General features: G+C 59.1%; 20 protein-coding genes, 4 tRNA genes and 1 pseudogene. 10 read left to right on the forward strand and 15 right to left on the reverse strand.

The window, feature by feature from the left end:
• Together QK296_RS23510 and QK296_RS23515 are read left to right on the forward strand one after the other, a co-directional pair.
• Positions 1-242 (forward strand): annotated as a pseudogene (locus QK296_RS23510) (aspartate aminotransferase family protein); the annotation flags it as partial.
• Positions 239-1,072, forward strand: a complete 834-nt coding sequence (locus QK296_RS23515; RefSeq protein ID WP_198757916.1) for an alpha/beta fold hydrolase — start codon at positions 239-241, stop codon at positions 1,070-1,072. The pseudogene QK296_RS23510 and the gene QK296_RS23515, both read left to right, overlap by 4 nt.
• A gap of 50 nt (positions 1,073-1,122) precedes the next feature.
• Here the strand turns inward: QK296_RS23515 and QK296_RS23520 are convergent, their stop codons facing one another.
• Together QK296_RS23520 and QK296_RS23525 are read right to left on the reverse strand one after the other, a co-directional pair.
• Positions 1,123-2,016, reverse strand: a complete 894-nt coding sequence (locus tag QK296_RS23520) for a pyridoxal-phosphate dependent enzyme (RefSeq protein ID WP_120248843.1) — start codon at positions 2,014-2,016, stop codon at positions 1,123-1,125.
• A 57-nt stretch (positions 2,017-2,073) separates the two neighbouring features.
• Positions 2,074-4,113, reverse strand: coding sequence for an NADPH-dependent 2,4-dienoyl-CoA reductase (locus QK296_RS23525; protein ID WP_057711254.1), 2,040 nt, complete (start codon positions 4,111-4,113; stop codon positions 2,074-2,076).
• 211 nt (positions 4,114-4,324) lie between these two features.
• Here QK296_RS23525 and QK296_RS23530 point away from each other — a divergent pair, with 211 nt between their 5' ends.
• Both QK296_RS23530 and QK296_RS23535 read left to right on the forward strand, forming a co-directional pair.
• Positions 4,325-5,455: a carbon-nitrogen hydrolase family protein gene (locus tag QK296_RS23530; RefSeq protein ID WP_003192245.1), complete on the forward strand. Its 1,131-nt coding sequence runs from the start codon at positions 4,325-4,327 to the stop codon at positions 5,453-5,455.
• A 4-nt stretch (positions 5,456-5,459) separates the two neighbouring features.
• Positions 5,460-6,494 (forward strand): AraC family transcriptional regulator, encoded by a 1,035-nt coding sequence (locus tag QK296_RS23535; protein WP_282391378.1) that lies wholly within the window; start codon positions 5,460-5,462, stop codon positions 6,492-6,494.
• Positions 6,495-7,302: 808 nt separating this feature from the next.
• On the opposite strand, the gene QK296_RS23540 is transcribed toward QK296_RS23535, so the two are convergent.
• Positions 7,303-8,094 carry a DUF2242 domain-containing protein gene (locus QK296_RS23540; protein ID WP_003192248.1) on the reverse strand — a complete coding sequence of 264 codons (792 nt, stop codon included), beginning with the start codon at positions 8,092-8,094 and terminating at the stop codon, positions 7,303-7,305.
• A 283-nt stretch (positions 8,095-8,377) separates the two neighbouring features.
• Here QK296_RS23540 and nhaA point away from each other — a divergent pair, with 283 nt between their 5' ends.
• On the forward strand, positions 8,378-9,721 hold the full coding sequence (gene nhaA, locus QK296_RS23545; protein WP_057711252.1) for a Na+/H+ antiporter NhaA: 1,344 nt from the start codon (positions 8,378-8,380) through the stop codon (positions 9,719-9,721).
• An 81-nt stretch (positions 9,722-9,802) separates the two neighbouring features.
• Here the strand turns inward: nhaA and QK296_RS23550 are convergent, their stop codons facing one another.
• The 10 genes from QK296_RS23550 to QK296_RS23595 form a co-directional block, all read right to left on the reverse strand.
• Positions 9,803-11,677, reverse strand: a complete 1,875-nt coding sequence (locus QK296_RS23550) for a SurA N-terminal domain-containing protein (RefSeq protein ID WP_282391382.1) — start codon at positions 11,675-11,677, stop codon at positions 9,803-9,805.
• Positions 11,678-11,905: 228 nt separating this feature from the next.
• Complete coding sequence (locus QK296_RS23555; RefSeq protein WP_003174819.1) at positions 11,906-12,178, reverse strand: HU family DNA-binding protein; 273 nt, start codon at positions 12,176-12,178, stop codon at positions 11,906-11,908.
• A 148-nt stretch (positions 12,179-12,326) separates the two neighbouring features.
• Positions 12,327-14,723, reverse strand: a complete 2,397-nt coding sequence (lon, locus tag QK296_RS23560; protein WP_003192252.1) for an endopeptidase La — start codon at positions 14,721-14,723, stop codon at positions 12,327-12,329.
• Positions 14,724-14,911: 188 nt separating this feature from the next.
• Complete coding sequence (gene clpX, locus QK296_RS23565; protein ID WP_003192254.1) at positions 14,912-16,195, reverse strand: ATP-dependent Clp protease ATP-binding subunit ClpX; 1,284 nt, start codon at positions 16,193-16,195, stop codon at positions 14,912-14,914.
• A 112-nt stretch (positions 16,196-16,307) separates the two neighbouring features.
• Positions 16,308-16,943 (reverse strand): ATP-dependent Clp endopeptidase proteolytic subunit ClpP, encoded by a 636-nt coding sequence (gene clpP, locus QK296_RS23570; RefSeq protein ID WP_003192255.1) that lies wholly within the window; start codon positions 16,941-16,943, stop codon positions 16,308-16,310.
• Positions 16,944-17,034: 91 nt separating this feature from the next.
• The gene (gene tig / locus QK296_RS23575) at positions 17,035-18,345 is read right to left on the reverse strand and encodes a trigger factor (protein WP_003192257.1); all 1,311 of its coding nucleotides are present in this window, start codon (positions 18,343-18,345) and stop codon (positions 17,035-17,037) included.
• 401 nt (positions 18,346-18,746) lie between these two features.
• Positions 18,747-18,822 (reverse strand) — tRNA-His (locus tag QK296_RS23580).
• A gap of 76 nt (positions 18,823-18,898) precedes the next feature.
• Positions 18,899-18,983: transfer RNA gene (locus tag QK296_RS23585), tRNA-Leu, on the reverse strand.
• A gap of 57 nt (positions 18,984-19,040) precedes the next feature.
• A tRNA-His gene (locus QK296_RS23590) sits at positions 19,041-19,116 on the reverse strand.
• Between the two features lie 32 nt (positions 19,117-19,148).
• A tRNA-Arg gene (locus QK296_RS23595) sits at positions 19,149-19,225 on the reverse strand.
• Positions 19,226-19,500: 275 nt separating this feature from the next.
• Between QK296_RS23595 and folD the strand changes: the two genes are divergently transcribed.
• The 4 genes from folD to pbpG all read left to right on the forward strand — a co-directional run bounded on the left by folD (position 19,501) and on the right by pbpG (position 22,789).
• Positions 19,501-20,355: a bifunctional methylenetetrahydrofolate dehydrogenase/methenyltetrahydrofolate cyclohydrolase FolD gene (folD, locus tag QK296_RS23600; RefSeq protein ID WP_034134302.1), complete on the forward strand. Its 855-nt coding sequence runs from the start codon at positions 19,501-19,503 to the stop codon at positions 20,353-20,355.
• Positions 20,356-20,482: 127 nt separating this feature from the next.
• Positions 20,483-21,040: a helix-turn-helix transcriptional regulator gene (locus tag QK296_RS23605; protein WP_057711247.1), complete on the forward strand. Its 558-nt coding sequence runs from the start codon at positions 20,483-20,485 to the stop codon at positions 21,038-21,040.
• A 100-nt stretch (positions 21,041-21,140) separates the two neighbouring features.
• Positions 21,141-21,710 carry an HD domain-containing protein gene (locus QK296_RS23610; protein ID WP_034134301.1) on the forward strand — a complete coding sequence of 190 codons (570 nt, stop codon included), beginning with the start codon at positions 21,141-21,143 and terminating at the stop codon, positions 21,708-21,710.
• Positions 21,711-21,865: 155 nt separating this feature from the next.
• Positions 21,866-22,789, forward strand: coding sequence for a D-alanyl-D-alanine endopeptidase (gene pbpG / locus QK296_RS23615; protein ID WP_003192264.1), 924 nt, complete (start codon positions 21,866-21,868; stop codon positions 22,787-22,789).
• A gap of 111 nt (positions 22,790-22,900) precedes the next feature.
• Here pbpG and QK296_RS23620 read toward each other — a convergent pair whose 3' ends face one another.
• A complete protein-coding gene (locus QK296_RS23620) occupies positions 22,901-23,566 on the reverse strand; it encodes a peptidase C39 family protein (RefSeq protein WP_003192265.1) in 666 nt (221 codons plus the stop codon).
• 334 nt (positions 23,567-23,900) lie between these two features.
• Between QK296_RS23620 and QK296_RS23625 the strand changes: the two genes are divergently transcribed.
• Positions 23,901-24,062, forward strand: a complete 162-nt coding sequence (locus QK296_RS23625) for a hypothetical protein (protein WP_003192266.1) — start codon at positions 23,901-23,903, stop codon at positions 24,060-24,062.
• On the opposite strand, the gene QK296_RS23630 is transcribed toward QK296_RS23625, so the two are convergent.
• Positions 24,059-24,469, reverse strand: coding sequence for a hypothetical protein (locus tag QK296_RS23630; RefSeq protein ID WP_034134300.1), 411 nt, complete (start codon positions 24,467-24,469; stop codon positions 24,059-24,061). The two genes, QK296_RS23625 and QK296_RS23630, sit on opposite strands and share 4 nt — an antisense overlap.
• Positions 24,470-24,601 lie beyond the last annotated feature (132 nt).

Below are 24,601 nucleotides of genomic sequence, written 5' to 3' on the forward strand. Positions count from 1 at the left end.
GCTGCGAGATCTGCGGCCCGGATGGCTTCACCCCGGACAAGGCGACCCTGGACTATATGGTCGAAGAAGGCATGAAAGGCGATATGGTGGTAGACGGCCAGAAACTGGGGCTGATCCTCGACGTGGGCGGTTACTACAAGAACGTGATCACCCTGGCGCCGTCCCTGGAAATCAGCTACCCGGAAATCGACCTGGGCCTGAAGTTGCTGGAGCAACTGCTGGTGCGAGCGACCACGCGGTGAATGCTCAAGGGATCGACCTCGGTGAAGGCACTGCCGGTTTCGTTCTCGGTAATGGTCCGGTCGGGATCCTGTTGATCCACGGCCTGACCGGCACACCGACCGAGTTGCGCCAGGTCGCCAAGGGCCTGGCCAAGGCGGGTAACTGCACGGTGTATGTGCCCACGCTGGCCGGGCACTGCGGCGACAACAGCGACTTGCAGGCCACTGGCTGGCAGGACTGGTACGAAGGCGTGCGCAAGACCTTCGTACAGGTCAAGCAACGCCATGGGCAGGTGTTTGTCGGCGGTTTGTCCATGGGCGCGGTGATGTCGATGTATGTGGCGTCCGAACACCCAGGGCAAGTTGCCGGGCTGTTGTTATATTCCCTGACCTTGCGTAACGATGGCTGGAACGCCTCACCCGTCACACGGTTAATGCCTTGGGTAACTCGAATTCCCTTTGTGTTGGACTTTTGCGTCTTCAATGAGCGGCCGCCGTTCGGTATTAAAAACAGGCGGTTGCGAGCCATTGTCGAACGGCAGATGAAAATGGGTGAAAGCAGTGCTGCAGGCTTGCTGAGCATGTCTGGCAAGAGTCTGCGGCAAATGCATAAACTGACGACACGAGTGAAACGGCGCATGCCGTTGATCAACGCACCCGCGCTGATCATCCACTCCATCGAGGATGATGTCAGTGGCAGGTGGAACGCCGATTACACCGAACAGAAACTCGCAGGCCCTGTCACCAAAGTGCTGTTGGATAACTGCTATCACATGATTACGGTAGACCTGCAATACAAGGAGGTGGTTGCCCTGAGTGCCCACTTCATTGAAAGCCATATATCTATTTGAGGGGACCAGCAGGCAGCCGACGCCTCATTGCCTGATATTTATCAGCCCCTTCAAATGGGCGCCACACTTCGGCGGCCTTGTAAGCCGCCGGTATGGACGAAGATCAGGCGAGTGGCGGGGGCGAAGCGTCCGGCCTTAATCTGCTGTTTCAACGCCAGCAGCGCCTTGCCGGTGTAGAGCGGCTCCAGCGGTAGACCGTACGCTTGTTCGGTGCGCTGGATGAAGTTGAGCAACAGCGGATCGACCTTGGCAAAGCCACCGCGACAGGCGTCCAGCAATGTATAACCGTCCTGCACGATGGCACTCACGTTCTGCGCCACACCGTGGTCATCCGGCACCGCCATGGCGCCATACACCCGATGCGCACCCGCCTCCGCCAGCGCCAGCCCCGCCACTGTCGTGCCGGTACCCGCCGCCAACCACCAGGCATCGTAATCGCTCCAACCGAGCTTGCCCAACTGCGCCCGCGCCTGCTCGACCAATACGCCACAGCCCTGCGCACCGGCCAGCCCACCGCCGCCTTCGGGTATCGGATGAAAGCCAGGATACTGCTCGCACCAAGGCAACCAGAAACCCGCTTCATGCCGCGCCCGATAACCGCCATAACCCAGCCAATGCAGCTGCATGCCGAAGGCTTTAAGGTCGAGAACCGTGGGGGTGTCTTGAGGATGACCCCGCAGCAGGCCGACCGTGGGAAAACCAAAGCGCTTGCCCGCTGCCGCCAGTGCATGCAGATGGTTGGAGTAAGCGCCGCCGAGACTCATCACCCCCGTGGCCCCGGCGTGTCGGGCCTGCGCCAAGTGCTTGGTGAGTTTGAACCACTTGTTGCCGCTGATCAGCGGGTCGATACAGTCCAGGCGCAGCACGGCCAACTCGACTCCGTTCAGCCAGTCCAGTTGCAAAGGTTCAAGGAGTGCGTGAGGAAGCCAGTCGAAAGGGCCCATCGGCAGGTATCTGAATGAAAAAAGGGGCGGTAGTCTACCACCGCCCCTCTTGACGCCTTACAGCTCGGCCGCCAGGCGCGAGCCCTGGTTGATGGCGCGCTTGGCGTCCAGTTCGGCCGCCACATCGGCGCCGCCGATCAGGTGCACGTTCTGGCCGGCAGCGACCAGGCCGTCGTGCAATTCGCGCAGCGGGTCCTGGCCGGCACAGATGACGATATTGTCTACCGCCAGTACCTGCGGCTCGCCCTCGGCGCCGATGCGGATATGCAGCCCTTCATCGTCGATCTTCAGGTACTCGACACTGTTGAGCATCTGCACCTGCTTGTTCTTCAAACCCGTGCGGTGGATCCAGCCCGTGGTCTTGCCCAAGCCGTCGCCCACCTTGGAAGCCTTGCGTTGCAGCAGGAACACTTCACGGGCCGGCGCATGGCGCTCGGGTTTGATCCCGGCCACGCCGCCACGGGCTTGCAGTTGGGTGTCGATGCCCCATTCTTTCCAGAACGCCTCGCGATCCAGGCTGGTGGATACGCCTTGGTGGACGAGAAATTCAGACACGTCAAAACCAATGCCACCGGCGCCGATCACCGCCACGCGCTTGCCCACCGGCTTGCGTTCGAGGATCACGTCCAGGTAACTCAGGACCTTGGCATTGTCGACACCGGGAATCGCCGGGGTACGCGGTGCGATGCCGGTGGCCAGGATCACCTCGTCATAACCGCCCGCCACCAGTTGCGCAACATCCACACGGGTGTTGAGGCACAGCTCGACGTGGGTGGTCTGCAATTTGCGCTTGAAATAACGCAGGGTCTCGAAGAACTCTTCCTTGCCCGGCACGCGCTTGGCGATATTGAACTGGCCGCCGATCTCGCTGGCGGAGTCGAACAAGGTCACCTGATGCCCGCGCTCGGCGGCCACGGTGGCAGCGGCCAGGCCCGCAGGGCCGGCGCCGACCACCGCAACTTTTTTGATCTGCTTGACCGGCAAGTAATTGAGCTCGGTTTCGTAGCACGCCCGCGGGTTGACCAGGCACGTGGTGAGCTTGCCGCCAAAGGTGTGGTCCAGGCAGGCCTGGTTGCAGCCGATGCAGGTATTGATCTCATCGGCGCGCCCGGCGGCGGCCTTGTTGACGAACTCGGGGTCGGCGAGAAACGGCCGCGCCATCGAGACCATATCGGCGTCGCCTTCGGCCAGGATCTGCTCGGCGATTTCCGGGGTGTTGATGCGGTTGGTGGTGATCAGCGGAATCTGTACCGAACCGCGCAATTTGGCCGTGACTTTACTGAACGCACCACGGGGCACCTTGGTGGCGATGGTCGGGATACGCGCTTCGTGCCAGCCGATACCGGTGTTGATGATCGTCGCGCCGGCCTGTTCGATGGCCTTGGCCAACTGCACGATTTCTTCCCAGACGCTGCCGCCTTCCACCAGGTCGAGCATCGACAGGCGGAAGATGATAATGAAGTTCGGGCCTACGGCTTCGCGTACGCGGCGCACGATTTCCACGGCCAGGCGCATGCGATTTTCAAAGCTGCCACCCCAACGGTCGGTGCGATGGTTGGTGTGGGCGGCGAGGAACTGGTTAATGAAGTAGCCTTCGGAACCCATGATTTCAACGCCGTCATACTCGGCGACCTGGGCCAGCAGCGAGCAGGTGACAAAGTCCTGGATCTGTTTTTCGATGCCCTCTTCATCCAGTTCCTTGGGCTTGAACGGGTTGATCGGCGCCTGGATAGCGCTCGGTGCCACCTGCTTGGGGCTGTAGGCGTAACGCCCAGCGTGGAGGATCTGCATGCAGATTTTGCCACCCGCGTCGTGCACGGCCTGGGTGACGATCTTGTGCTTGCGCGCCTCGTCTTCGGTGGTCAGCTTGGCCGCACCGGCATACACGCCACCTTCATCATTGGGGCCAATACCGCCGGTGACCATCAGGCCCACGCCGCCACGGGCACGCTCGGCAAAATAGGCCGCCATGCGCTCGAAACCGCCGGGCTTTTCCTCCAGGCCGGTGTGCATCGACCCCATCAGGGTACGGTTGCGCAAGGTGGTAAAACCCAGGTCCAACGGGGCCAGCAGGTGCGGGTAGGCAGCAGCGGTCATGGTACAGCTCCACAACGGATCATCACGGGACGTGGCGCACTCGAACGGCGTGCCATCGGTTTATGTCCCACAGACTAAGAGGCGGTGGACCACGGCTCAATGACTGAAACTGACAAGTTATTGATCCAAATGCACAGCGCCCCTTGGCAAGCCACGCCATGGGCCCTACCCTAGTCGCGAACCCTGCACTTGGTCTGTTGTCTGTTGCCCCATGCGTAAACTTCTAGCGTTCACCGTCATCATGGCCCTGGTTGCCTCCCTCGCCGCGTACTTGGTCTGGACCCAGGAGCGCCCCGTGGCGCATTACCTGTCCGACCTGCGCATCACCCTCGCCGTCAATGAGGGCGAACCGGCCGACCGGGGCAACCTGCTGGGCATCCAGCCGGAGCTGTTCCCTGCCGATTACCAGAGCCTGGAACGCCTGCACCTGAAGCTGTCGGCCTACCTGCAAAACGCTCGGGACCTGGGGCTGATCAATGCCAAGACCGTGGTGGTGCTGCCGGAACATATCGGCACCTGGCTGATGCTCGGCGGCGAAAAAAACGAGCTGTACCAGGCCGCTCACCTCAAGGACGCCATGAACTGGCTGTCGATCAGCAACCCGCTGCAATTTGCCAAAGCCTGGATCAGCGCCACCGGCGACAACCGCATGGATGATGCGTACCTGCGCATGAAAGCCCCGGCCATGGCCCGCGACTATCAAGTGTTGTTTGGCGGCCTCGCCAAAGAATTTGGCGTGACCCTGGTGGCCGGCTCCATCGCCCTGCCCAACCCAAGCGTGATCCAGGGCCAACTGGAAATCGGCCATGGCGCGCTGTACAACGCCAGCGTGGTGTTTGCCGCCGACGGCTTGCCGCTGGGCCAACCGCAGCGCCAGCTTTACCCGATCTACGATGAGCGTGGCTTTATCGAGCCGGGTGATGAGCATGCCGTCAACGTTGTCGATACTCCCGCGGGGCGCCTGGGCATCCTGGTGGGCAGCGACAGCTGGTACCCGGACAACTACCGCAAGCTCAACGAGCAAGGCGCGCAATTGATCGCGGTGCCCGCTTTTGTGACCGGCCGCGACACCTGGGAGCGTCCGTGGCGTGGCTTCAAGAGCGTATCCACGCCCTCTGAAGTGAGCCTCAAGCCTGAAGAAACCAGCGAGGGCGCAGCCTGGCGTCGCCTCACCCTGATCAGCCAGCCACCCGTCAGCCAAGCCACCGCGGGCATGAGCGTCTTTCTGCGCGGGCAGTTCTGGGACCTGGGCAGCGCCGGCCAGAGTTTTCTCAGCCGCAATGGGCAAGTCTTCGCCGATGGCGACGCTCGTGGTGCGCGCCTGCTGAATATCTGGCTGTAGCGCCGTGAAGCCGGTGCGCCTGGGGGATCTGTCGGTGGGCTTCGTGCATACCCTGGCCGACGCCATCCACAGCCACGGCCTGGACCCGCAGCCCCTGCTGCTGCAATACGGCCTTGATCCGGCGCGCCTGGCTGAAGCCGGTGCACGCTTGTCGATCCCGCGCTACATGCGCCTGGGCCACGCGGCCATCCAACTGACCGGCAACCCCGGCCTGGGCTTGCGCATGGGCCAGCTCAGCCGCTTGAGCCAGGCCGGCCTTGCCGGCGTCACCGCCGCACAAGCGCCCACTGTGCGCGAAGCCGCACGCACGCTCACACGCTTTGAAGCGCTTTACGGTTCCAACTATCGCGGGCAATCAAGCTTTCATGAAGACGCCGATGGCGCGTGGCTGCGGTTTTATTCCATCAGCCCCTACAACGCCTACAACCGCTTTGTGGTGGATTCGATCATCGCCGGCTGGTTGCAGCAGCTGTCCGGCCTGGCGCAACAGCCGGTGCAGGCCCAGCGGATTGAAATCGAGTTCGACGCGCCGGACTACCACGACCACTACAAGGTGCTGGGAGAGGGTGTGGTGCACTTCGGCGCAGAGGTCAATCAACTGCGCCTCAGCCAACCGACCCTGGCGCTGCGCAACCCACAGCATTGCCCAAGCACCTGGCACCTGTTGCTACAACTGTGTGAAAGGGAATTGGAGCAACTGACTCGCACCCGCAGCCTGCGCGAGCGCATTACCCGTTTGCTCGGGCCGATGCTCAATGGTGGCCGGGAACCCGACCTGGAGGAAGTGGCGGCACGCTTGAAGCTGCCCACCTGGACATTGCGGCGCAAACTGGCCGAGGAAGGTACGCAGTTTCGCGCGATTCTCAATGACACCCGTCGCGACCTGGCCATGACCTACATTCGCGACACGGAACTGGCGTTCGGCGAGATCGCCTACTTGCTCGGTTTTGCTTCAGCCCAAGCCTTCCAAAGGGCCTTCAGGCGCTGGAACAACCAGACCCCAGGGGAATTTCGCCGCAGTCAGCGCCACTCCGCCTGAAGTCGGTGTTACAGCTCGGTGGCATCGTCGGCTGGGTCCAGTGGGTCTAGCTCGAATGCCTGGTACTCCAGCAGTTCTTCCTGGTAATCGTCCATGGTGGACTCCTTCTTCATGTTGAAAGCGGTTGCAGATTAATGACCTGCGAACCCAGCCTAAAGTGCCGTCATGACGAAAAAATGTCGACGTCGTGACATTCCTGCTCTTCAGGATTAAACGTAGCAGCGATCACAGGATTTAGCTTAACCGCAACCTCGCACAACATGTGGGACCTAGCTTGCCTGCGAAGACGGCCTGACAGCCGACGCCTATCCACCTGACACCCCACGGTCCAACTGTGGGAGCTGGCTTGCCTGCGATGACGCACTGCCAGCCGACACCTATCTACCTGACACCCCCCACGATCAACCTGTGGGAGCGGGCTTGCTCGCGAAGGCGGCCTTGTGGTCGGCCATTTAGTTGGGCTGGAATGAGTACATATCCATCCCTGCGGTAACGGCCACTTAGGGTTCCGCCCTGACGGCGTCTTACTTTTGAAAAGCCAGATTGCCGGCCCAGTCAAAAGTAAGCAAAACGCTCTTGCCCCACCACTCGGCACCTCGCTCGGGCTCGGTGTGCCCGTAATCCGCCAGCGTGGTTTGACGGGGCGCTTAAGATCAAGATCAAAAGCAGATCAAGAGCAAGAGCGGCTCGCTTCGCATCGTGGTTACTGTTGAGCGCTACAGAGTTGTGTCGATACCTATGCTGCGATAGCGACCTGTCAGCCGACGCTTCTCTACCTGACACCCCGCTCCCACATTCGAGCATTGCGTTATTGCGCAGGCATCGGAAGCGGTGGAATCGCTTCTGTCGGCGCCGGCAACGTAGGATCAGTCGGCGCCGGCGCCACCGGAGCAGGCTCTGTCACCGGCGCGATCGGTGCTGCCTCAGGTGGTGGCGCAAGCGGCTCTGCAGCGGCGGGCGCTACAGGCACCTCCTTCGGCGCCTCGACCTTCTCGGCTGCCGGAGCGGCCTTGGGCTCGGGCACGCCCAGGTCGGCCTTGGGCTGCTCGGGGATATGCTCGGCCTGCTTCACTTCCTGCGGCAGGAACACGTCCACCAGCGCGAAGTAGCGCTCGTAGAACTTGGGTGCCGAGACGGTCTCGCTGGCCACTTTCACCATCGAATCATCGGTGGAGCCAATCGGCATCGACACCGAGCCCAGCACGCCCACGCCGAGGCTCGCGGAGTTGTTGACCTTCTTCAGCGCATAGCGGTCCTGCAAGGCGTTGGCAAACATCGTCGAGTGATTGCTGCCCTTGCCATCAGCGGCGCACACCACATTGAAACTGATCTGCAGGTGGGTCTCGCCGGTCTGCTGGAAGCTCTTGTTGCCGGCCACCAACTTCGGATCGCTACTGGTAATGATGTAGCCCTGACTCAGCAGGGCACGGCGCGCAGCCTCACAGGCCGCCACATCGCTCACCGGGTAATCGCGGGAAAACGTACCGGAGTCGTCGAAATTCTCATGTTCGTAGATAGCGGTCTTGGGTGACGAGCAGCCCGCAGCGCCCGCCAGCACCAGCGCCAACCCGAGAGTGCGCAAGTGAAATGATGTCGACATTGAAAATCCTGAAGAAAACGGTCCGGACGGTATTGTGCAACAGAACACGACATTGAAGCGCGATTCCTGTCGGTAAAACATCTCAGGCTTAGACAGCAGCATCAGTAGGAAAAAGCCTGGCACACATAGGATCGATAAAGATCCGTAATGTGCGCGGTTCTATGACAAGTTTGTTTACAACTTATTCCTCACCTTTCTATCATCGTCCCTGGGTGCGTTGCTGCATAAAGTACGGCGCAGGTTAAAAGCCAAGCATTGGTCGGGCCGCCAATGGAGATTTGTCGTGCCTGATAAACGCCCCGCCATCCCCCGCCCCCAGCGTTTGACTGAGGGCGCGCTGTCCGCCCTTGAGCGCTTTTCACATATTGAAGCCGTCAGCGGTATCGTGCTGTTGCTGGCCGCCATCGTTGCGCTGGTGTGGGCCAACAGCCCCGCCGCCGCGACCTACGAGCATTTCTGGAACACGCCCATCACCCTCGGGCTGGGCGACTACAGCGTGTCGCGCTCCCTGCATTTTCTGGTCAATGACGGGCTGATGACCATCTTCTTCCTGGTGGTGGGTGCCGAGATCCGCCAGGAAATCAAAGACGGCGCCCTCGCCAACCTGAAGCTGGCCACGCTGCCGCTGGGCGCGGCGTTGGGCGGTGTGCTGATGCCGGCACTCATCTACACCCTGCTCAACCACGGTACCGCCGCCGCGAGTGGCTGGGCGGTGCCCACCGCGACCGACATCGCCTTTGCCGTGGGCGTGCTCGCGCTGCTGGGCAAGTCGATCCCCAGTGGCGTGCGTATCCTGCTGCTGGCACTGGCGATCATCGATGACATCGTGGCGATCTTGATCATCGCGATCTTCTTCACCGCCAGCCTCGACTACATGGGCTTGGTGATTGCCGCAGGCGGGCTGGCCCTGGTGCTGGTGTTCCAACGCATGGGGATCAGCAAGGCGGCGATCTACCTGCTGCCGGGCGCTATTGTGTGGTTTGGCCTGCTCAAGACCGGCGTGCACCCAACGCTGGCCGGGGTGATCCTTGGCTTGATGACCCCGGTCAATTCCAAGCCCACCCGGGAACGCCCGCTGGAAACCATCGAACGTACCTTCAACGAGCTGATGGACCGGTTCTCGCAGCCAGCCGAAGGGGCCCAGCAAGTCGCCGCCCCCCTCAAGCAATTGCGCGAAGCCCAGCGGGAAATACTGCCGCCGGTGCAGCGGGTTCAATCAGCGCTGCACCCCTGGGTAGCCTTCGGCGTGATGCCGCTGTTTGCCTTGGCCAACGCCGGTGTAAGCCTGGACGGTTTCAATCTGGATGACCCGCTGGCCCACGGTGTGTTCATGGGCGTCATCTTCGCCCTGGTGCTCGGCAAGCCTCTGGGCGTGATGCTGGCGAGCCTGGCGCTGGTCAAGCTCAACATCTGCAAGCTGCCGGACGGTGTGACCTGGACGGGCGTTGGCCTGGTCGGCCTGTTGGCGGGGATCGGTTTTACCATGTCGATCTTTATCTCGTCCCTGGCATTCTCCGACCCGGCCCTGCTGTCGGCTGCCAAGCTGAGCGTGTTGGCGGCTTCAACCCTGGCGGCGGTGATCGGGTTGACGTGGGGCAAGCTCAAGTTTGCAGCCAAGAACGCCTAAAGCGCATTCAGCACTCACTTTATCAAAGGCAAAAAAAGACCCCGGCCTTTTCAGGTCGGGGTCTTTTTATTCAGGCCGGCATCAGTACTTCTTGATGTCTGCCTGGGTTTCCAGCTGCTTGCGGTAGGCCGCGAAGCCCTGCTGGCCAATACGGGAAGCGAGGAAGCGGCGGTATTGCGCCTTTTCTTCGTCCGTAGGGGCCGCCGCTTCGTTCACGCCGTTCAAGCGCACGATCATCAGGCTGCCATCGCGCAGGGTCACGGTGGTGAAGGTCGGTTTGTCCTTGGCCGCAGGCTTGGGCATGCGGAACAAGGCTTGCAGCACGGCCGGGTCGATAGACTCCTGGCCACGGGTAGCCGCCTCAGTCACCTTCCAGGCCTGACCGTCAACCGGCTGGTCCAGCGCGGTCTTGCCATCACGCAGGCTGGCGATCAACTCGTCGGCACGGGCTTTGGCGGCAGCGCTCGCGCGCTCCTTGGTCATCTGGGTGCGAATGGCCGCAGCAACGTTCTCCAGCGGCAATTGGGCCGGCTTGAGATGCTCTTTGGCACGCAGCACGATGATGGTTTCCGGGTCCAGCTCGATAGCGCTGCTGTTGGCACCTTCATCCAGCACTTCCGGGCTGAAGGCTGCAGTGACCACGGCACGGTTGGCCGCAACACCTTCGCCACCTTCACGGCCAAACGGCGCCGAGGTGTGGACGGTCAGCTTCAAGTCAGACGCCGGCTGGGCCAGGTCAGAGGCTTCGAATGCCGCATCTTCCAATTGCTTGGTCGCTTCGACAAAACGCTGTTCAACCTGCTGGGCCTTGAGCTCGCGGGTCAGCTTGTCTTTCAGGCTGGCGAACGATGGCACCTCAGGCGCTTCAACGCCCAGCAACTTGATCAGGTGCCAACCGAAGGTGGTGCGCACCGGCGTCGACACCTGGTCTTGCTTCAAGCCGTACAGCGCGGTTTCGAAGTCCGGGTCGTAAACACCAGGGCCGGCAAAACCGAGGTCGCCGCCATTGTTGGCCGAACCTGGATCCTGGGAGAACTCCTTGGCCAGGGCTTCGAACTTCTCACCCTTGGCCAGGCGCGCCTGGATGTCTTCGATCTTGGCCTTGGCTTGCGCCTCGGTGACCTTGTCGTTGACTTCAATCAGGATGTGCGCGGCACGACGCTGTTCAGCGAGGTTGGCGGTTTCCTTCTCGTAGGCAGCCTGCAGCTCATCGTCCTTGACAGTAACCTGGTCGAAGAAGGACGACTTCTTCAATTCCAGATAGTCGATGACCACCTGGTCCGGGGTCATGAACTCTTTGGCGTGCTGGTCGTAGTAGGCCTTGACCTCGTCGTCGGTGAGTTTCACCGCCGCTGGGTCAGCCTTGATGTTGACGGTGGCGAAGTCGCGGGTCTGTTTTTCCAGGCGGGCGAATGCCAGCACCTCGGCGTCGGTCACGAAACCACTGCCGGCGATGCCTGCACGAACCTGGCCGATCAGCATTTCCTGGGTCAGCATCTGACGGAATTGCATGCGGCTATAGCCCAGCTGACGAACCACCTGGTCAAAGCGTTCGGCGTTGAACTTGCCGTCCACCTGGAATTCCGGCGTCTGCAGGATCACCTGGTCCAGCGCAGCTTCCGAGAAGCCGAACTTGGAATCAGCAGCGCCTTGCAGCAGCAGCTTGCGGTCGATCAGGCCCTTGAGGGCAGCATCGCGCAGCAGCTTTTCGTCCAGCAGGGAAGCGTCGAAATCCTTGCCCAACTGTTGCATCAGCTGGCGCCGTTGCATGTCGACAGCCTGGCTCAGTTCGGTCTGGGTGATTTCTTCACCGTTGACCTTGGCCACGTCCTGCTTGTTATTACCCGAAGCCTGGAAAATGGCTTCGATACCGGTGAACGCCATCAATGCGACGATGATCCCGATGATAGTCTTGGCAATCCAGCCTTGTGAATTGTCCCTGATATTTTGCAGCATGCGTCCCCCAGAAACGGTTGAACTTCAAAAATTAGGCAACCGTGGAGCGTGGGTAGAGTCCGGATAGAAGAAAGGCGCATCCGAGGATGCGCCTTCTCGTAACTGGCGGAGCGGACGGGGGTTCGAATCTGCACCCCCGGCGTGGCGACCCGATACGTGGGTCAGCTACCGCTCCGCTGCCAGGCCAGACCTGCGTCCGACCCGGGTAAGCAAAGGCTTGAACGAAGCTTAGTTAACGGCTTCTTTCAGGGCTTTACCGGCTTTGAAACCTGGTTTCTTGGCAGCAGCGATTTGCAGTGCTTTGCCGGTCTGTGGGTTACGGCCAGTGCGAGCTGGGCGGTCAGTCACAGAGAAAGTACCGAAGCCTACCAGTACCACGGAGTCGCCGGCCTTCAGAGCGCCAGTGACGGATTCGATTACTGCGTCCAGCGCACGGCCAGCAGCAGCTTTCGGGATATCAGCGGATGCAGCGATAGCATCAATCAGTTCCGACTTGTTCACTCTAAGTCCCCTTATATATCTATTGAGTATGATTCTAAGTTTTTTGGTAAAAAGCAAAACCAGTGCTGAATGGCCTACAGACACTTAAGAGCCGCTTTATAACAAGGGCTCTAAAAAGCTGTCAAGGAAGCCCCCAGGCTCCAACACATTAATGCGTGCTAATTCTTTCCTTGGAATCGGACTCGCGTTTTTCGTCCTTCGCGACAATCTCCGGGGCCACATCCGGCAAGGGCTCCGGCGCGTATTGCAGCGCAATTTGCAGGACCTCGTCAATCCATTTAACCGGTTTAATCTGAAGATCCTGCTTGATGTTGTCAGGAATTTCCTTCAAGTCGCGAACATTCTCTTCAGGAATGATCACAGTCTTGATTCCACCCCGGTGCGCGGCGAGCAATTTCTCTTTGAGACCACCGATCGCCAATACCTGGCCACGCAGGGTGATTTCCCCGGTCATCGCCACATCAGCGCGCACGGGAATGCCGGTCAAGGCCGACACGAGGGCCGTGCACATGCCTACGCCCGCGCTAGGGCCGTCTTTGGGGGTCGCCCCTTCCGGCATGTGGATATGGGTGTCGTGCTTCTCGTGGAAGTCCAGCGGGATGCCCAGGCTGCGGGCGCGGCTGCGTACCACGGTCTGCGCGGCGGTAATGGATTCGACCATCACGTCACCCAGGGAGCCGGTCTTGATCAACTGGCCTTTGCCCGGAATCACCGCAGCTTCGATGGTGAGCAATTCGCCACCCACCTGGGTCCACGCCAGGCCAGTCACCTGGCCGACCTGGTCCTGTTGCTCGGCCAGGCCGTAGCGGAATTTCTTCACGCCCAGGAAGTGCTCCAGGGAGTCGGCAACCACTTTCACCGAGAAGCGTTTTTCCAACGCGTGTTCCTTCACCGCTTTGCGGCAGATCTTCGCGATCTGGCGCTCAAGGCCCCGCACACCGGCCTCGCGAGTGTAGTAGCGCACGATGTCGCGGATCGCCTCGACCTCGAATTCGATCTCGCCCTTCTTCAGGCCGTTGGCCGAAATCTGCTTGGGCGCCAAGTACTTGACCGCGATGTTGATCTTCTCGTCTTCGGTGTAGCCCGGCAGACGAATCACCTCCATCCGGTCCAGCAAGGCTGGCGGAATGTTCATGGAGTTGGAGGTGCACAGGAACATTACGTCAGACAAGTCGTAGTCGACTTCCAGGTAATGGTCGTTGAAATTATGGTTCTGCTCAGGGTCCAGCACTTCGAGCAAAGCCGACGCCGGGTCGCCACGCATGTCGCTGCCCATTTTGTCGATTTCATCGAGCAGGAACAGCGGGTTGCGTACACCCACTTTTGTCATCTTTTGAATCAATCTTCCCGGCATCGAACCGATGTAGGTACGGCGATGACCGCGAATTTCCGCTTCGTCACGCACGCCACCCAAGGCCATGCGCACGAATTTGCGGTTGGTCGCGCTGGCAATCGATTCCGCCAGGGAGGTTTTACCCACGCCCGGAGGCCCAACCAGGCACAACACCGGGCCGCGGATTTTCTTCACGCGTTTTTGTACAGCGAGGTACTCAAGGATGCGCTCCTTGACCTCTTCCAGGCCGTAATGGTCAGCGTCGAGAATCTCTTCAGCACGGGCCAGGTCCAGACGCACCTTGGTCTGGGCCTTCCACGGCACTTGCACCAGCCAGTCGATATACGAGCGCACCACGGTGGCTTCAGCCGACATCGGCGACATCTGCTTGAGCTTGTTCAGCTCGGCGGTGGCCTTGGTCAGGGCGTCTTTGGGCAGGCCAGCGGCATCGATGCGCTTTTTCAGCTCTTCGATTTCGTTGTGGCCTTCCTCGCCGTCGCCGAGTTCCTTCTGAATGGCCTTCATCTGCTCATTCAGGTAGTACTCGCGCTGGCTACGCTCCATCTGCTTTTTCACGCGACCACGGATGCGTTTTTCAACCTGCAACAGGTCGATTTCGCCATCCAGCATCGCCAGTACGTGTTCGACACGGGCCGACAGGTCGATGATTTCGAGGATGTCTTGCTTCTGCTCGATTTTCAGCGCCATGTGCGCGGCCATGGTGTCGACCAGGCGGCTTGGCTCATCAATGCTGTTGAGGGACGACAGGACTTCAGCCGGGACTTTCTTGCCCAACTGCACATACTGCTCGAACTGCGACAGCAGGCTGCGCACGAACACCTCGGATTCACGCTCCGGGGCTTCGACTTCTTCGATCAGTGCCACTTCCGCGCGCAGGTGGCCGTCCACCTCCATGAAGCGCTCTACGGCACCGCGCTGCTCGCCTTCGACCAGCACCTTGACGGTGCCATCGGGCAGCTTGAGCAATTGCAGGACAGTGGCAATGGTGCCGACGCGATACAGGGCATCTTCGCCCGGATCATCATCAGCAGGATTCTTCTGGGCCAACAGCAGGATTTGCTTGTCGCCCGTCATCGCGGCCTCGAGGGCTTCGATAGACTTCTCGCGCCCCACGAACAGCGGGATAACCATGTGCGGATAGACGACGACATCACGCAACGGCAGGAGAGGCAATTCGATGGTTGTCTTCATGATTTCGCCTCTATGACAGTTCAAAAATAAGCTTGAAACCAAGATGGGGGTTACCTGCAAAAAAAACAAGCTCAATGCCAGCAGTTAAACGCATGAATAAACGCGAATTTAACCACCGTCTCGAAAAAACGCCCCAAAAAACAAGGGGCCCCTAAAGGCCCCTTGCTTGTACCACAACTGCTGAACGCTTACGCGTCGGGTGCAGCCTTGGCAGCCGGCTCACTGTTTTCATAGATATACAGCGGCTTGGACTTGCCTTCGATAACGCTTTCGTCGATCACCACTTTACTCACCTCGGACTGCGAGGGGATTTCGTACATGGTGTCGAGCAACACGCCTTCGAGGATAGAACGCAGACCACGTGCACCGGTCTTGCGCTCCAGTGCCCGCTTGGCCACCGATTTCAGCGCGTCGGTACGGAACTCCAGGTCTACACCTTCCATCTCGAACAATTTGCCGTATTGCTTGGTCAGGGCGTTTTTCGGTTCGGTGAGGATCTGGATCAAAGCCGCCTCATCCAACTCGTCCAACGTGGCCAGGACCGGCAGACGGCCAACGAATTCCGGGATCAGACCGAACTTGACCAAATCGTCAGGCTCGACTTCACGCAGGGACTCGCCCACCTTCTTGCCTTCTTCCTTGCTACGCACTTCCGCACTGAAACCAATGCCGCCACGGGTGGAACGCTGCTGAATCACCTTCTCGAGACCCGAGAACGCACCGCCACAAATGAACAGGATGTTGCGCGTATCAACCTGAAGGAATTCCTGCTGCGGGTGCTTGCGACCACCTTGCGGCGGTACGGACGCAACCGTGCCTTCGATCAGCTTCAACAGGGCCTGCTGCACGCCTTCACCGGAAACGTCCCGAGTGATCGACGGGTTGTCCGACTTGCGCGAGATCTTGTCGATCTCGTCGATGTAGACAATACCCATCTGGGCTTTCTCTACGTCGTAGTCGCACTTCTGCAGCAGTTTCTGAATGATGTTCTCGACATCTTCACCCACGTAGCCAGCCTCGGTGAGGGTGGTGGCGTCGGCGATGGTGAACGGAACGTTCAGCAGGCGAGCGAGGGTTTCTGCAAGCAGGGTTTTACCCGAGCCTGTAGGACCGATCAGCAAGATGTTGCTCTTGCCGAGTTCAACCTCGTCACCTTTCTTGTCACGCTGGTTCAAGCGCTTGTAGTGGTTGTACACCGCTACGGCCAGAACCTTTTTTGCACGCTCTTGACCAATGACGTATTGGTCAAGGATGCCACTGATTTCTTTAGGCGAAGGTAATTTATGCGCACTGCTCTCGGCCTGGGCTTCCTGCACCTCCTCACGGATGATGTCATTGCACAGGTCGACGCATTCGTCGCAGATAAACACCGAGGGGCCGGCAATCAATTTGCGTACTTCATGCTGGCTTTTGCCACAGAAGGAGCAATAGAGCAGCTTGCCGTTGTCCTCGCCGTTGCGGGTGTCAGTCATTCGTTCGATCCAAATCCGATAGGCTTGCAACACAAGATGAAGGCTTATGCGGGCTTTTTCAAGCCCGCCAGTGGTCGGACATGCCGACCAGCCCTATTTTGAGCGGCTTATATTATGCGGGGCGCTTGTCGATCACTGCGTCGATCAACCCGTATTCCTTGGCGGCTTCAGCGCTCATGAAATTGTCACGGTTGGTATCGCGCTCGATTTCTTCCAGGGTGCGCCCGCTGTGCTTGGCCATCAGCGTGTTGAGACGCTCACGAATGAAGAGGATTTCCTTGGCGTGGATTTCGATGTCCGACGCCTGGCCCTGGAAACCGCCCAGTGGCTGGTGAATCATCACGCGCGAGTTCGGCAGGCAGAAACGCTTGCCTTCGGCACCCGCGGTCAGCAGGAAGGCGCCCATGCTGCACGCCTGGCCAATACAGGTGGTCGACACGTTTGGCTTGATGAACTGCATGGTGTCGTAGATCGACATGCCCGCAGTCACCGAACCACCCGGCGAGTTAATGTAGAGATGGATGTCCTTGTCCGGGTTTTCCGCTTCAAGGAACAGCAGCTGCGCACAGATCAGGTTGGCCATGTAGTCCTCTACCGGGCCAACCAGAAAGATCACTCGCTCCTTGAGCAGGCGCGAGTAGATGTCGTAGGCGCGTTCGCCACGAGCGGACTGCTCGACAACCATCGGGACCAGGCCGCCTGCGGCCTGGATATCAGAGTTCTGCTGAATATAGGAATTACGGAACATGCTCTGCAGTTACTCCCAAATAGTCATGTCTTGAAAACGCATAAGCCAGCGCGAGGCTGGCTTATGGTTGAATTTCCAACGAGTTGGACAATCAGTCGGCTTGTGCTGCTTCCGCCGGTTTGACTGCTTCTTCGTAAGAGACCGCTTTATCGGTCACCTTAGCCTTCTGCAGAACAGTATCCACAACTTGTTCTTCCAGCACAACCGAACGTACTTCGTTCATCTGCTGCTCATTCTTGTAGTACCAAGCCACGACCTGCTCAGGCTCCTGGTAGGCCGAAGCCATTTCCTGGATCATTTCGCGAACGCGGTCTTCGTCTGGCTTGAGGTCGAACTGCTTGACCACTTCAGCCACGATCAGGCCCAGCACAACGCGGCGCTTGGCTTGCTCTTCGAACAGCTCGGCCGGCAGCTGGTCAGGCTTGATGTTGCCACCAAACTGCTGAACCGCTTGAACGCGCAAGCGATCCACTTCGTTGGACAGCAGGGCCTTAGGCACTTCGATCGGGTTGGCGGCCAGCAGACCGTCCATGACCTGGTTCTTGACCTTGGACTTGATGGCCTGGCGCAGCTCACGCTCCATGTTCTTGCGAACTTCGGTGCGGAAGCCTTCGATGCCGGTTTCCTTGATGCCGAACTGGGCGAAGAACTCTTCGTTCAGCTCTGGCAGCTTAGGCTCGGAAACGCTGTTGACGGTCACGGTGAACTCGGCGGTTTTGCCAGCCAGGTCCAGGTTCTGGTAGTCAGCAGGGAACGTCAGGTTCAGAACGCGCTCTTCGCCAGCTTTAGCGCCAACCAGGCCGTCTTCGAAACCAGGGATCATGCGGTTGGAACCCAGCACCAGCTGAGTGCCCTTGGCGGAGCCGCCAGCGAAGACTTCGCCGTCAACCTTGCCAACGAAATCGATGTTCAGTTGGTCTTCGTTCTGGGCGGCACGGTCGGCCACTTCGAAACGAGTGTTCTGCTTGCGCAGGATTTCCAGCATGTTGTCCAGGTCCGAATCAGCCACTTCGGCGCTCAGACGCTCGATTTCGATACCGTCGAAACCGGCCACTTCAAATTCCGGGAACACTTCGAATACGGCAACGTATTCCAGGTCCTTGCCCGCTTCCAGGGACTTGGGCTCGATCGAAGGCGAGCCAGCCGGGTTCAGCTTTTGCTCGACAACGGCTTCGTAGAAAGAAGCCTGGATCACGTCACCTACAGCTTCCTGGCGCGCATCGGCACCAAAACGACGCTTGATTTCGCTCATCGGCACTTTGCCTGGACGGAAACCAGCGATCTTGGCCTTCTGGGCAGTCTGCTGCAGACGCTTGTTGACCGCAGTCTCGATACGCTCTGCCGGCACGGTGATGCTCAGGCGGCGCTCGAGAGCAGTAGTATTTTCAACAGAAACTTGCATGGATATTCCTCGTTGCACAGACATTAGCCGGCCATTTCCGACCCCAATCAAGGGCATGCATTCTAGTGGGTCAAACTCAAGAAGTCACCCTACTGAAAACACAGCGGAAAACAACCGGCAATTTATCGGTACGAAAGCACTGAAGTACCTCGCCCCGGTGACAAATACAGCCAAATTGCGCCAGGGCTCTGCGCCGTCCCTCTCTATATATAGAAGGAACAACCATTCATCTCCCTGACGACCCGCCCCGCGAACAGAGCAGGCAAGCAAAGCGGCATCATCGAGATACACAAATACGACGACACGCCCTGCCGGGGCAGCCCAGCACCTGCGGCCACCCAATCTCAAACCGCCAAAACCAAAAAAGGCGCCAGACTGTTAAATCTGGCGCCTTTCGAATATGGGGTGGACGAAGGGGATCGAACCCTCGACAACGGGAGTCACAATCCCGTGCTCTACCAACTGAGCTACGCCCACCATATTGCGTTAACAAAGAAACCAAACCACTTCTTTGTTGAGCCCTGCCCGCCTGACGACCGGCAAAAGCTTTAATTGGTGCGGATGAAGAGACTCGAACTCTTACGCCTCGCGGCGCTGGAACCTAAATCCAGTGTGTCTACCAATTCCACCACATCCGCGCTTGAAACTCTTAAAGCAAAGGCGCCAGACTGTTAAATCTGGCGCCTTTCAGAATATGGGGTGGACGAAGGGGATCGAACCCTCGACAACGGGAGTCACAATCCCGTGCTCTACCAACTGAGCTACGCCCACCATATAGCGCTACTTGTGCCAAAGCTGCCTAATGGCGCACCCGGCAGGACTCGAACCTGCGACCATCCGCTTAGAAGGCGGATGCTCTATCCAGCTGAGCTACGGGCGCCTTATTAATCTGTACTCTTGGAGGATTACAAACTAAGTGCTTCCAGCCTTGCAGTACAACTATTCTGCTCGACCTTCTTAACCAGTGCTAGGCTGTGCCCGACAAGTGCGACGAATAGTATAGATGCCCCGGAAACCCGTCAAATCTTTTTTGAAAAAAACTGATTTTATTTAAGGGGTTAGGGCAATTTGCAGACCAAGCGCCTTTGCCCTCGCGCCTTGGCATGCGAGAATGCGCGCACTTTTCTTCCCCCTCTCGATGGTTAATCACGCGTAATGACTGCACAACTTATCGACGGCAAATCAATCGCCGCCAGCCTGCGCCAGCAGATAGCCAAACGAGTCACCGAGCGCAGCCAGCAAGGCCTGCGCACGCCTGGCCTCGCGGTGATCCTGGTCGGCAGCGATCCTGCCTCTCAGGTTTATGTCTCGCACAAGCGTAAAGACTGTGAAGAGGTCGGCTTTATTTCCAAGGCCTACGACTTGCCTTCGGACACCACTCAACAGGCCCTGACCGACCTGATTGACAGCCTCAACGATGACCCGGACATGGATGGCATCCTGCTGCAACTGCCACTGCCTGAGCACCTGGACGCCTCCAAACTGCTGGAGCGCATCCGCCCGGACAAAGACGTCGACGGTTTCCACCCTTATAACGTCGGCCGCCTGGCCCAACGCATTCCCCTGCTGCGCCCATGCACCCCCAAAGGCATCATGACGCTGTTGGAAAGCACTGGTGTCGACCTGTACGGCCTCGACGCCGTCGTGGTGGGCGCATCGAACATCGTCGGTCGCCCGATGGCCATGGAACTGCTGCTGGCCGGCTGCACCGTGACCGTCACCCACCGCTTCACCAAGGACCTGGCCGGCCACGTCGGCCGCGCTGACCTGGTGGTAGTCGCCGCCGGCAAGCCGGGCCTGGTCAAGGGTGAGTGGATCAAGGAAGGCGCCATCGTCATCGACGTGGGCATCAACCGCCAGGAAGACGGCAAGTTGGTGGGTGACGTGGTGTATGAAACCGCCCTGCCCCGCGCTGGCTGGATCACGCCGGTGCCAGGCGGTGTCGGGCCGATGACCCGGGCGTGCCTGTTGGAAAATACGCTGTATGCCGCAGAAACTCTGCACGGCTGATAACCAGGCATGTTGAAAAAGCCCTGCTTTATCGCAGGGCTTTTTATTGCCCGTGAAAAACCCTTGTTGCAGGCTGTTAACGCATTAAACAAACTAGCCAAAGGCCGTCACCCTTCCGGAATTCGAAATGCCTGGCATCTTCCCAAAGCCAGCCTTGCCTGGCATCGCGCTCAGGCGGTGGCGCTTGTTGCACCGAGTCAAACAAGCCCACGCTGCGCAGTTGTTCAACGTTACCCAATCCACTATTTCGCGCTGGGAAAGCGGCGTACAGGCAATCGACCCCTGCGCGCACCAACAGCTTGAGCAATTGCTCGCCGCCCGCCTTGATGCGGCCGCCGATCAAGCCTTGGCTCGCCTGGTCAGGGAAAGCTCACGGCCCGTTCATCTCATGTGCGACCTGACCCACCGTCTGCTGGCTTGCTCCCCTGCCCGCGCAGCCCAGTTCGCAAGCCCCGTGAGCGAATTGCTGGGGCGTTCGCTATGGCGCTTTGCGACACCGGAGATCATCAGCAAGGAGCTCTCCCTGGATGAAACCGGGTGGAGGGAAGTCAGTGCGCCACCGGCGATCGAGTTCGTTACCGGCCACAATGACTCGCTTGTTGTGCCTATCAGCCAGAGCGCCTGTCGGTGGACGCGCATTCCTCTTTCAGACGGTACATCGGCGCGTTTGGTGGAGACGCTTTGACTGCCCTGCGCTGTGCATATTGTATGCGTGGACGTTCAGACTACCCGGGCTTAATCTGACTCCACTAGCATAGCCTTCGCCACTGGAGACAGAGAACGTCATGAACATCGACAAAATCAAAGGGCGCCTAGAATTCCTCCGCGAAACGGAAAAACTCAAGGATGTACTCAGAAGTGCACACACCTCTTCCGGGCGCACCGAAAGCACGGCGGAACACAGTTGGCGTCTTTGCCTGATGGCCATTGTTTTCGAAGATCAACTGGCCGAGCCCGACATGCTGAAGATCCTCAAGATGTGCGTCATTCACGATCTGGGGGAGGCCATCAACGGAGACATCCCAGCAGTCAGTCAGGCGGCGTTTCCCAACAAGGGCGAGCAAGAGAGAGACGATCTTGTGCTTCTGACCTCTGCGCTGGATGAGCCGCTGAAAGCTGAGATATTGGCGCTCTGGGATGACTATGAGCACGCACAGTCTGCGGAGGCAAGAGCCGTCAAGGCGCTGGACAAGCTGGAAACGCTGCTCCAGCACAATCAGGGCAAGAACCCACCGGGCTTCAATTACGAGTTCAATCTAGCTTACGGCAAGAAGTACACCGATGCCGATCCCCTGTTTGAGCAACTTCGACAGCTTATCGATGAGGACACGCGAGAAAAAATAACAAAGCCATAGGTTTAAAATCGGCACAGCCTAACCAATCATCGGCTTACAGCCTTTATTTAAAGGCTCTCTATCACTTTATGATCCATACTCCTAAAATGTAACGCCATTTGTCACAAAATCCGTTTCACAACGGCATTTCCTTACTTTTTAGCGAGTTCATCCGCGTGAAAATTCGTCTTTCTATTGTCAGCCTGTTTTTTGCTTTGGCAGGCACCTTCGCCCACGCCGCCGAATCCACCCTGGCCCCGCGTGACGCCTCCAAGCTTCAAATCGCCTCCGGCAGCGCCATGCTGGTCGATTTGCAGACCAATAAAGTCATTTATTCCAGCAACCCCGACGTGGTGGTACCTATCGCCTCGGTGAGCAAGCTGATGACCGGCCTGATCGTCCTCGAAGCCAAGCAGAATATGGACGAGTACATCGACATCAACATCACCGACACGCCCGAGATGAAAGGCGTGTTCTCCCGGGTGAAGATCGGCAGCCAGATGCCGCGCAAGGAAATGCTGCTGATCGCGCTGATGTCTTCGGAAAACCGCGCCGCTGCGAGCCTGGCCCACCATTATCCTGGCGGTTACGCAGCCTTTATCGCGGCGATGAACGCCAAGGCCAAGTCCTTGGGCATGACCAGCACCCACTACGTGGAGCCCACCGGCCTGTCGATCCATAACGTGTCGACCGCCCGCGACCTGAGCAAGCTGCTGGCCTATGCGCGTAAATTCCCGATGCTGAGCCAGCTGAGCACCACCAAGGAAAAGACCGTGTCGTTCCGCAAGCCCAACTACACCTTGGGCTTCTCCAACACCGACCACCTGATCAACCGCGCCAACTGGGATATCAAGCTGACCAAGACCGGCTTCACCAACCAGGCCGGCCACTGCCTGGTGCTGGTGACGAGCATGGGCAATCGCCCGGTGTCGCTGGTGATCCTGGATGCCTTTGGCAAGTTCACCCATTTTGCCGATGCCAGCCGTATTCGTAGCTGGGTCGAGACCGGCAAAGGCGGCGCAGTGCCGGATGTGGCGCTGCGTTACAAGGCCGATAAAAACCTCAAGAATCGAGCGACCGCTACGGAAGTACGTCGATAAACAGCGATTTTAGTGTGGGAGCGGACTTGCTCGCGAATGCGGTGGGTCAGCCTAAGCATTCAGCGACTGACACTGCGCCTTCGCGAGCAAGCCCGCTCCCACATTTGAGTTTCACTTCTTCTCTGCCAACACCTTGAGCGCTTGGGCCGCCGCTTGCTCCTGCCCCGCCTGGGCCGTGGCATTGGCCGCATCGCGCCAGCGCTGCGCGTCCACATTGGCCGGCAACTGGCTCGGGCGCTGGGTCAGGATGGCCCAATGGCCCGCGCCCTTCCACGCCGACTCAAAGTCGCTGAAGCTCATGCTCAAGCGGCGCTCATTGCCTGAGCGCAACAGCACCGTACTCTTCTGCTGGTTGAACCCCACCACCACGACATAACGCGCCCCGGACCAATAGCTGGCGTTGATCCGCGCCATCACCGGGTAACCCGCCGCCACCTGCGCCAGCACGGCGGTCAGCTTGGCCTCCAATGGGTACACCATCAGCCCGTACTCACGCGCCAGCACCTGCATGTTGCGCTCAAGGCCCGCCTCGGCGCCGGGCAGGCGCAGCGGCTTATCAAGCAAACCCGGTGTCATGACAACGCCTTGTTGCGACAGCATGCTGGCAAGTGCCGTAGGACCGCTCTGATAAGCCTCACTGCGAAAGGTCGGCACGCCATTGAGTTCGACGCGCTCGGGCAAGCCAGGCAGTTTCGATGGAGTGTTGCTGGAACAGGCCGCCAACCCAAGGGCAACGGCCAGTAGCAAGGAAGTTTTAAGGTTCGACCGTAAGCGCAATTTTTTCACTCTCTTGATCAACTGCCGGTAAAGGCCCCGATCATAGCCCAATCGCGCTTTCTCTATCCCGTAGGAGCGAGCTTGCTCGCGAAAAACTTACAGGCGCCGCGTTTATTCAGGAAGCCTGCGTCATCGTTGACGTTTTTCGCGAGCAAGCTCGCTCCTACAGGGGGCGGCGCAAGATATCTATAGCCGACGCGTGCAATAAAGCGGTGACGATAGAGCAAACAAGTTGGACGGACTCGACCATTGGTCAATAGCAGGCAACCGTCAGCTGACTAGACTGTCCATTGAGAAGACTGTGTGTGCCCCAAGTGGGCGAAAGGAGGCCCGAATGAGCCTTGCGACAACGATTTTCCTGTTGATCTGTGGTTGGCTGGCCGTCGCCGCCGCCATGCTGTGGGGGGTCATGCGCGTGACGCGCCGGCATCATCACCCCCACGTCAAACCTGCTGAACCCGCCGAGCCACGCAAGACGACGGCGCATCACGCCTAGCCAGGCATGCAATTGAAGTCCTGGGTCGCGGCAATTTCCTTGCCGTGGCCGTCCTCAAGGGACGCGCGCACCGTGGTGCCCAGGCTCGACTCCACCAGGGTGTAGTGCTCACCCGCCTTGAAATGCTTGTACTCGATGCGGCCCTGGCAGTCCTGCTGGTTGTCGTCACCCGGCTCGTCTTCAAATAAGGTCACGTCCAGGCGATGGTCCCCCGGGGTCACTTCAAAATAGCGCCCATCGTCCACACGTTTGCCATCGACACGCTCGGCCATCAGGTCATTCGGCGCTTCTTCCTGCAAGCCGATCCAGGCTTGGCTGGGGTCCGCCTTGGGGATCGGGCCGGCGCATGCCGATAGAAAGCAGACAAAGCCAAGGACGGGAACTAACAACAATGGTTTAAGTGACATGACAGGGCTCCAAAGGGCATGAATGAAAAGGTCGTATCCGATGACTGACAAGCTTGATCAGCCGCCTCTCCTGGAACAAATGAATCCCTATGAAAGGATCTTCAGCCGTTAACTAAAACTTCCTTCACCTGG

This window comes from Pseudomonas sp. AL10 (assembly GCF_029960685.1).
GTDB classification, from domain to species: Bacteria; Pseudomonadota; Gammaproteobacteria; order Pseudomonadales; family Pseudomonadaceae; genus Aquipseudomonas; species Aquipseudomonas lactis.

Bases quoted from the DNA above. Each gene is read 5' to 3' on its own strand.
- QK296_RS23525 (WP_057711254.1), bottom strand. From the start codon at position 4,113: ATGACCGCTGCTGCCTACCCGCACCTGCTGGCCCCGTTGGACCTGGGT.
- QK296_RS23625 (WP_003192266.1), top strand. From the start codon at position 23,901: ATGAGCCTTGCGACAACGATTTTCCTGTTGATCTGTGGTTGGCTGGCC.
- QK296_RS23610 (WP_034134301.1), top strand. From the start codon at position 21,141: ATGAACATCGACAAAATCAAAGGGCGCCTAGAATTCCTCCGCGAAACG.
- folD (WP_034134302.1), top strand. From the start codon at position 19,501: ATGACTGCACAACTTATCGACGGCAAATCAATCGCCGCCAGCCTGCGC.
- QK296_RS23530 (WP_003192245.1), top strand. From the start codon at position 4,325: ATGCGTAAACTTCTAGCGTTCACCGTCATCATGGCCCTGGTTGCCTCC.
- tig (WP_003192257.1), bottom strand. From the start codon at position 18,345: ATGCAAGTTTCTGTTGAAAATACTACTGCTCTCGAGCGCCGCCTGAGC.
- lon (WP_003192252.1), bottom strand. From the start codon at position 14,723: ATGAAGACAACCATCGAATTGCCTCTCCTGCCGTTGCGTGATGTCGTC.
- QK296_RS23550 (WP_282391382.1), bottom strand. From the start codon at position 11,677: ATGCTGCAAAATATCAGGGACAATTCACAAGGCTGGATTGCCAAGACT.
- QK296_RS23540 (WP_003192248.1), bottom strand. From the start codon at position 8,094: ATGTCGACATCATTTCACTTGCGCACTCTCGGGTTGGCGCTGGTGCTG.
- QK296_RS23605 (WP_057711247.1), top strand. From the start codon at position 20,483: ATGCCTGGCATCTTCCCAAAGCCAGCCTTGCCTGGCATCGCGCTCAGG.
- clpP (WP_003192255.1), bottom strand. From the start codon at position 16,943: ATGTTCCGTAATTCCTATATTCAGCAGAACTCTGATATCCAGGCCGCA.
- QK296_RS23630 (WP_034134300.1), bottom strand. From the start codon at position 24,469: ATGTCACTTAAACCATTGTTGTTAGTTCCCGTCCTTGGCTTTGTCTGC.
- clpX (WP_003192254.1), bottom strand. From the start codon at position 16,195: ATGACTGACACCCGCAACGGCGAGGACAACGGCAAGCTGCTCTATTGC.
- QK296_RS23520 (WP_120248843.1), bottom strand. From the start codon at position 2,016: ATGGGCCCTTTCGACTGGCTTCCTCACGCACTCCTTGAACCTTTGCAA.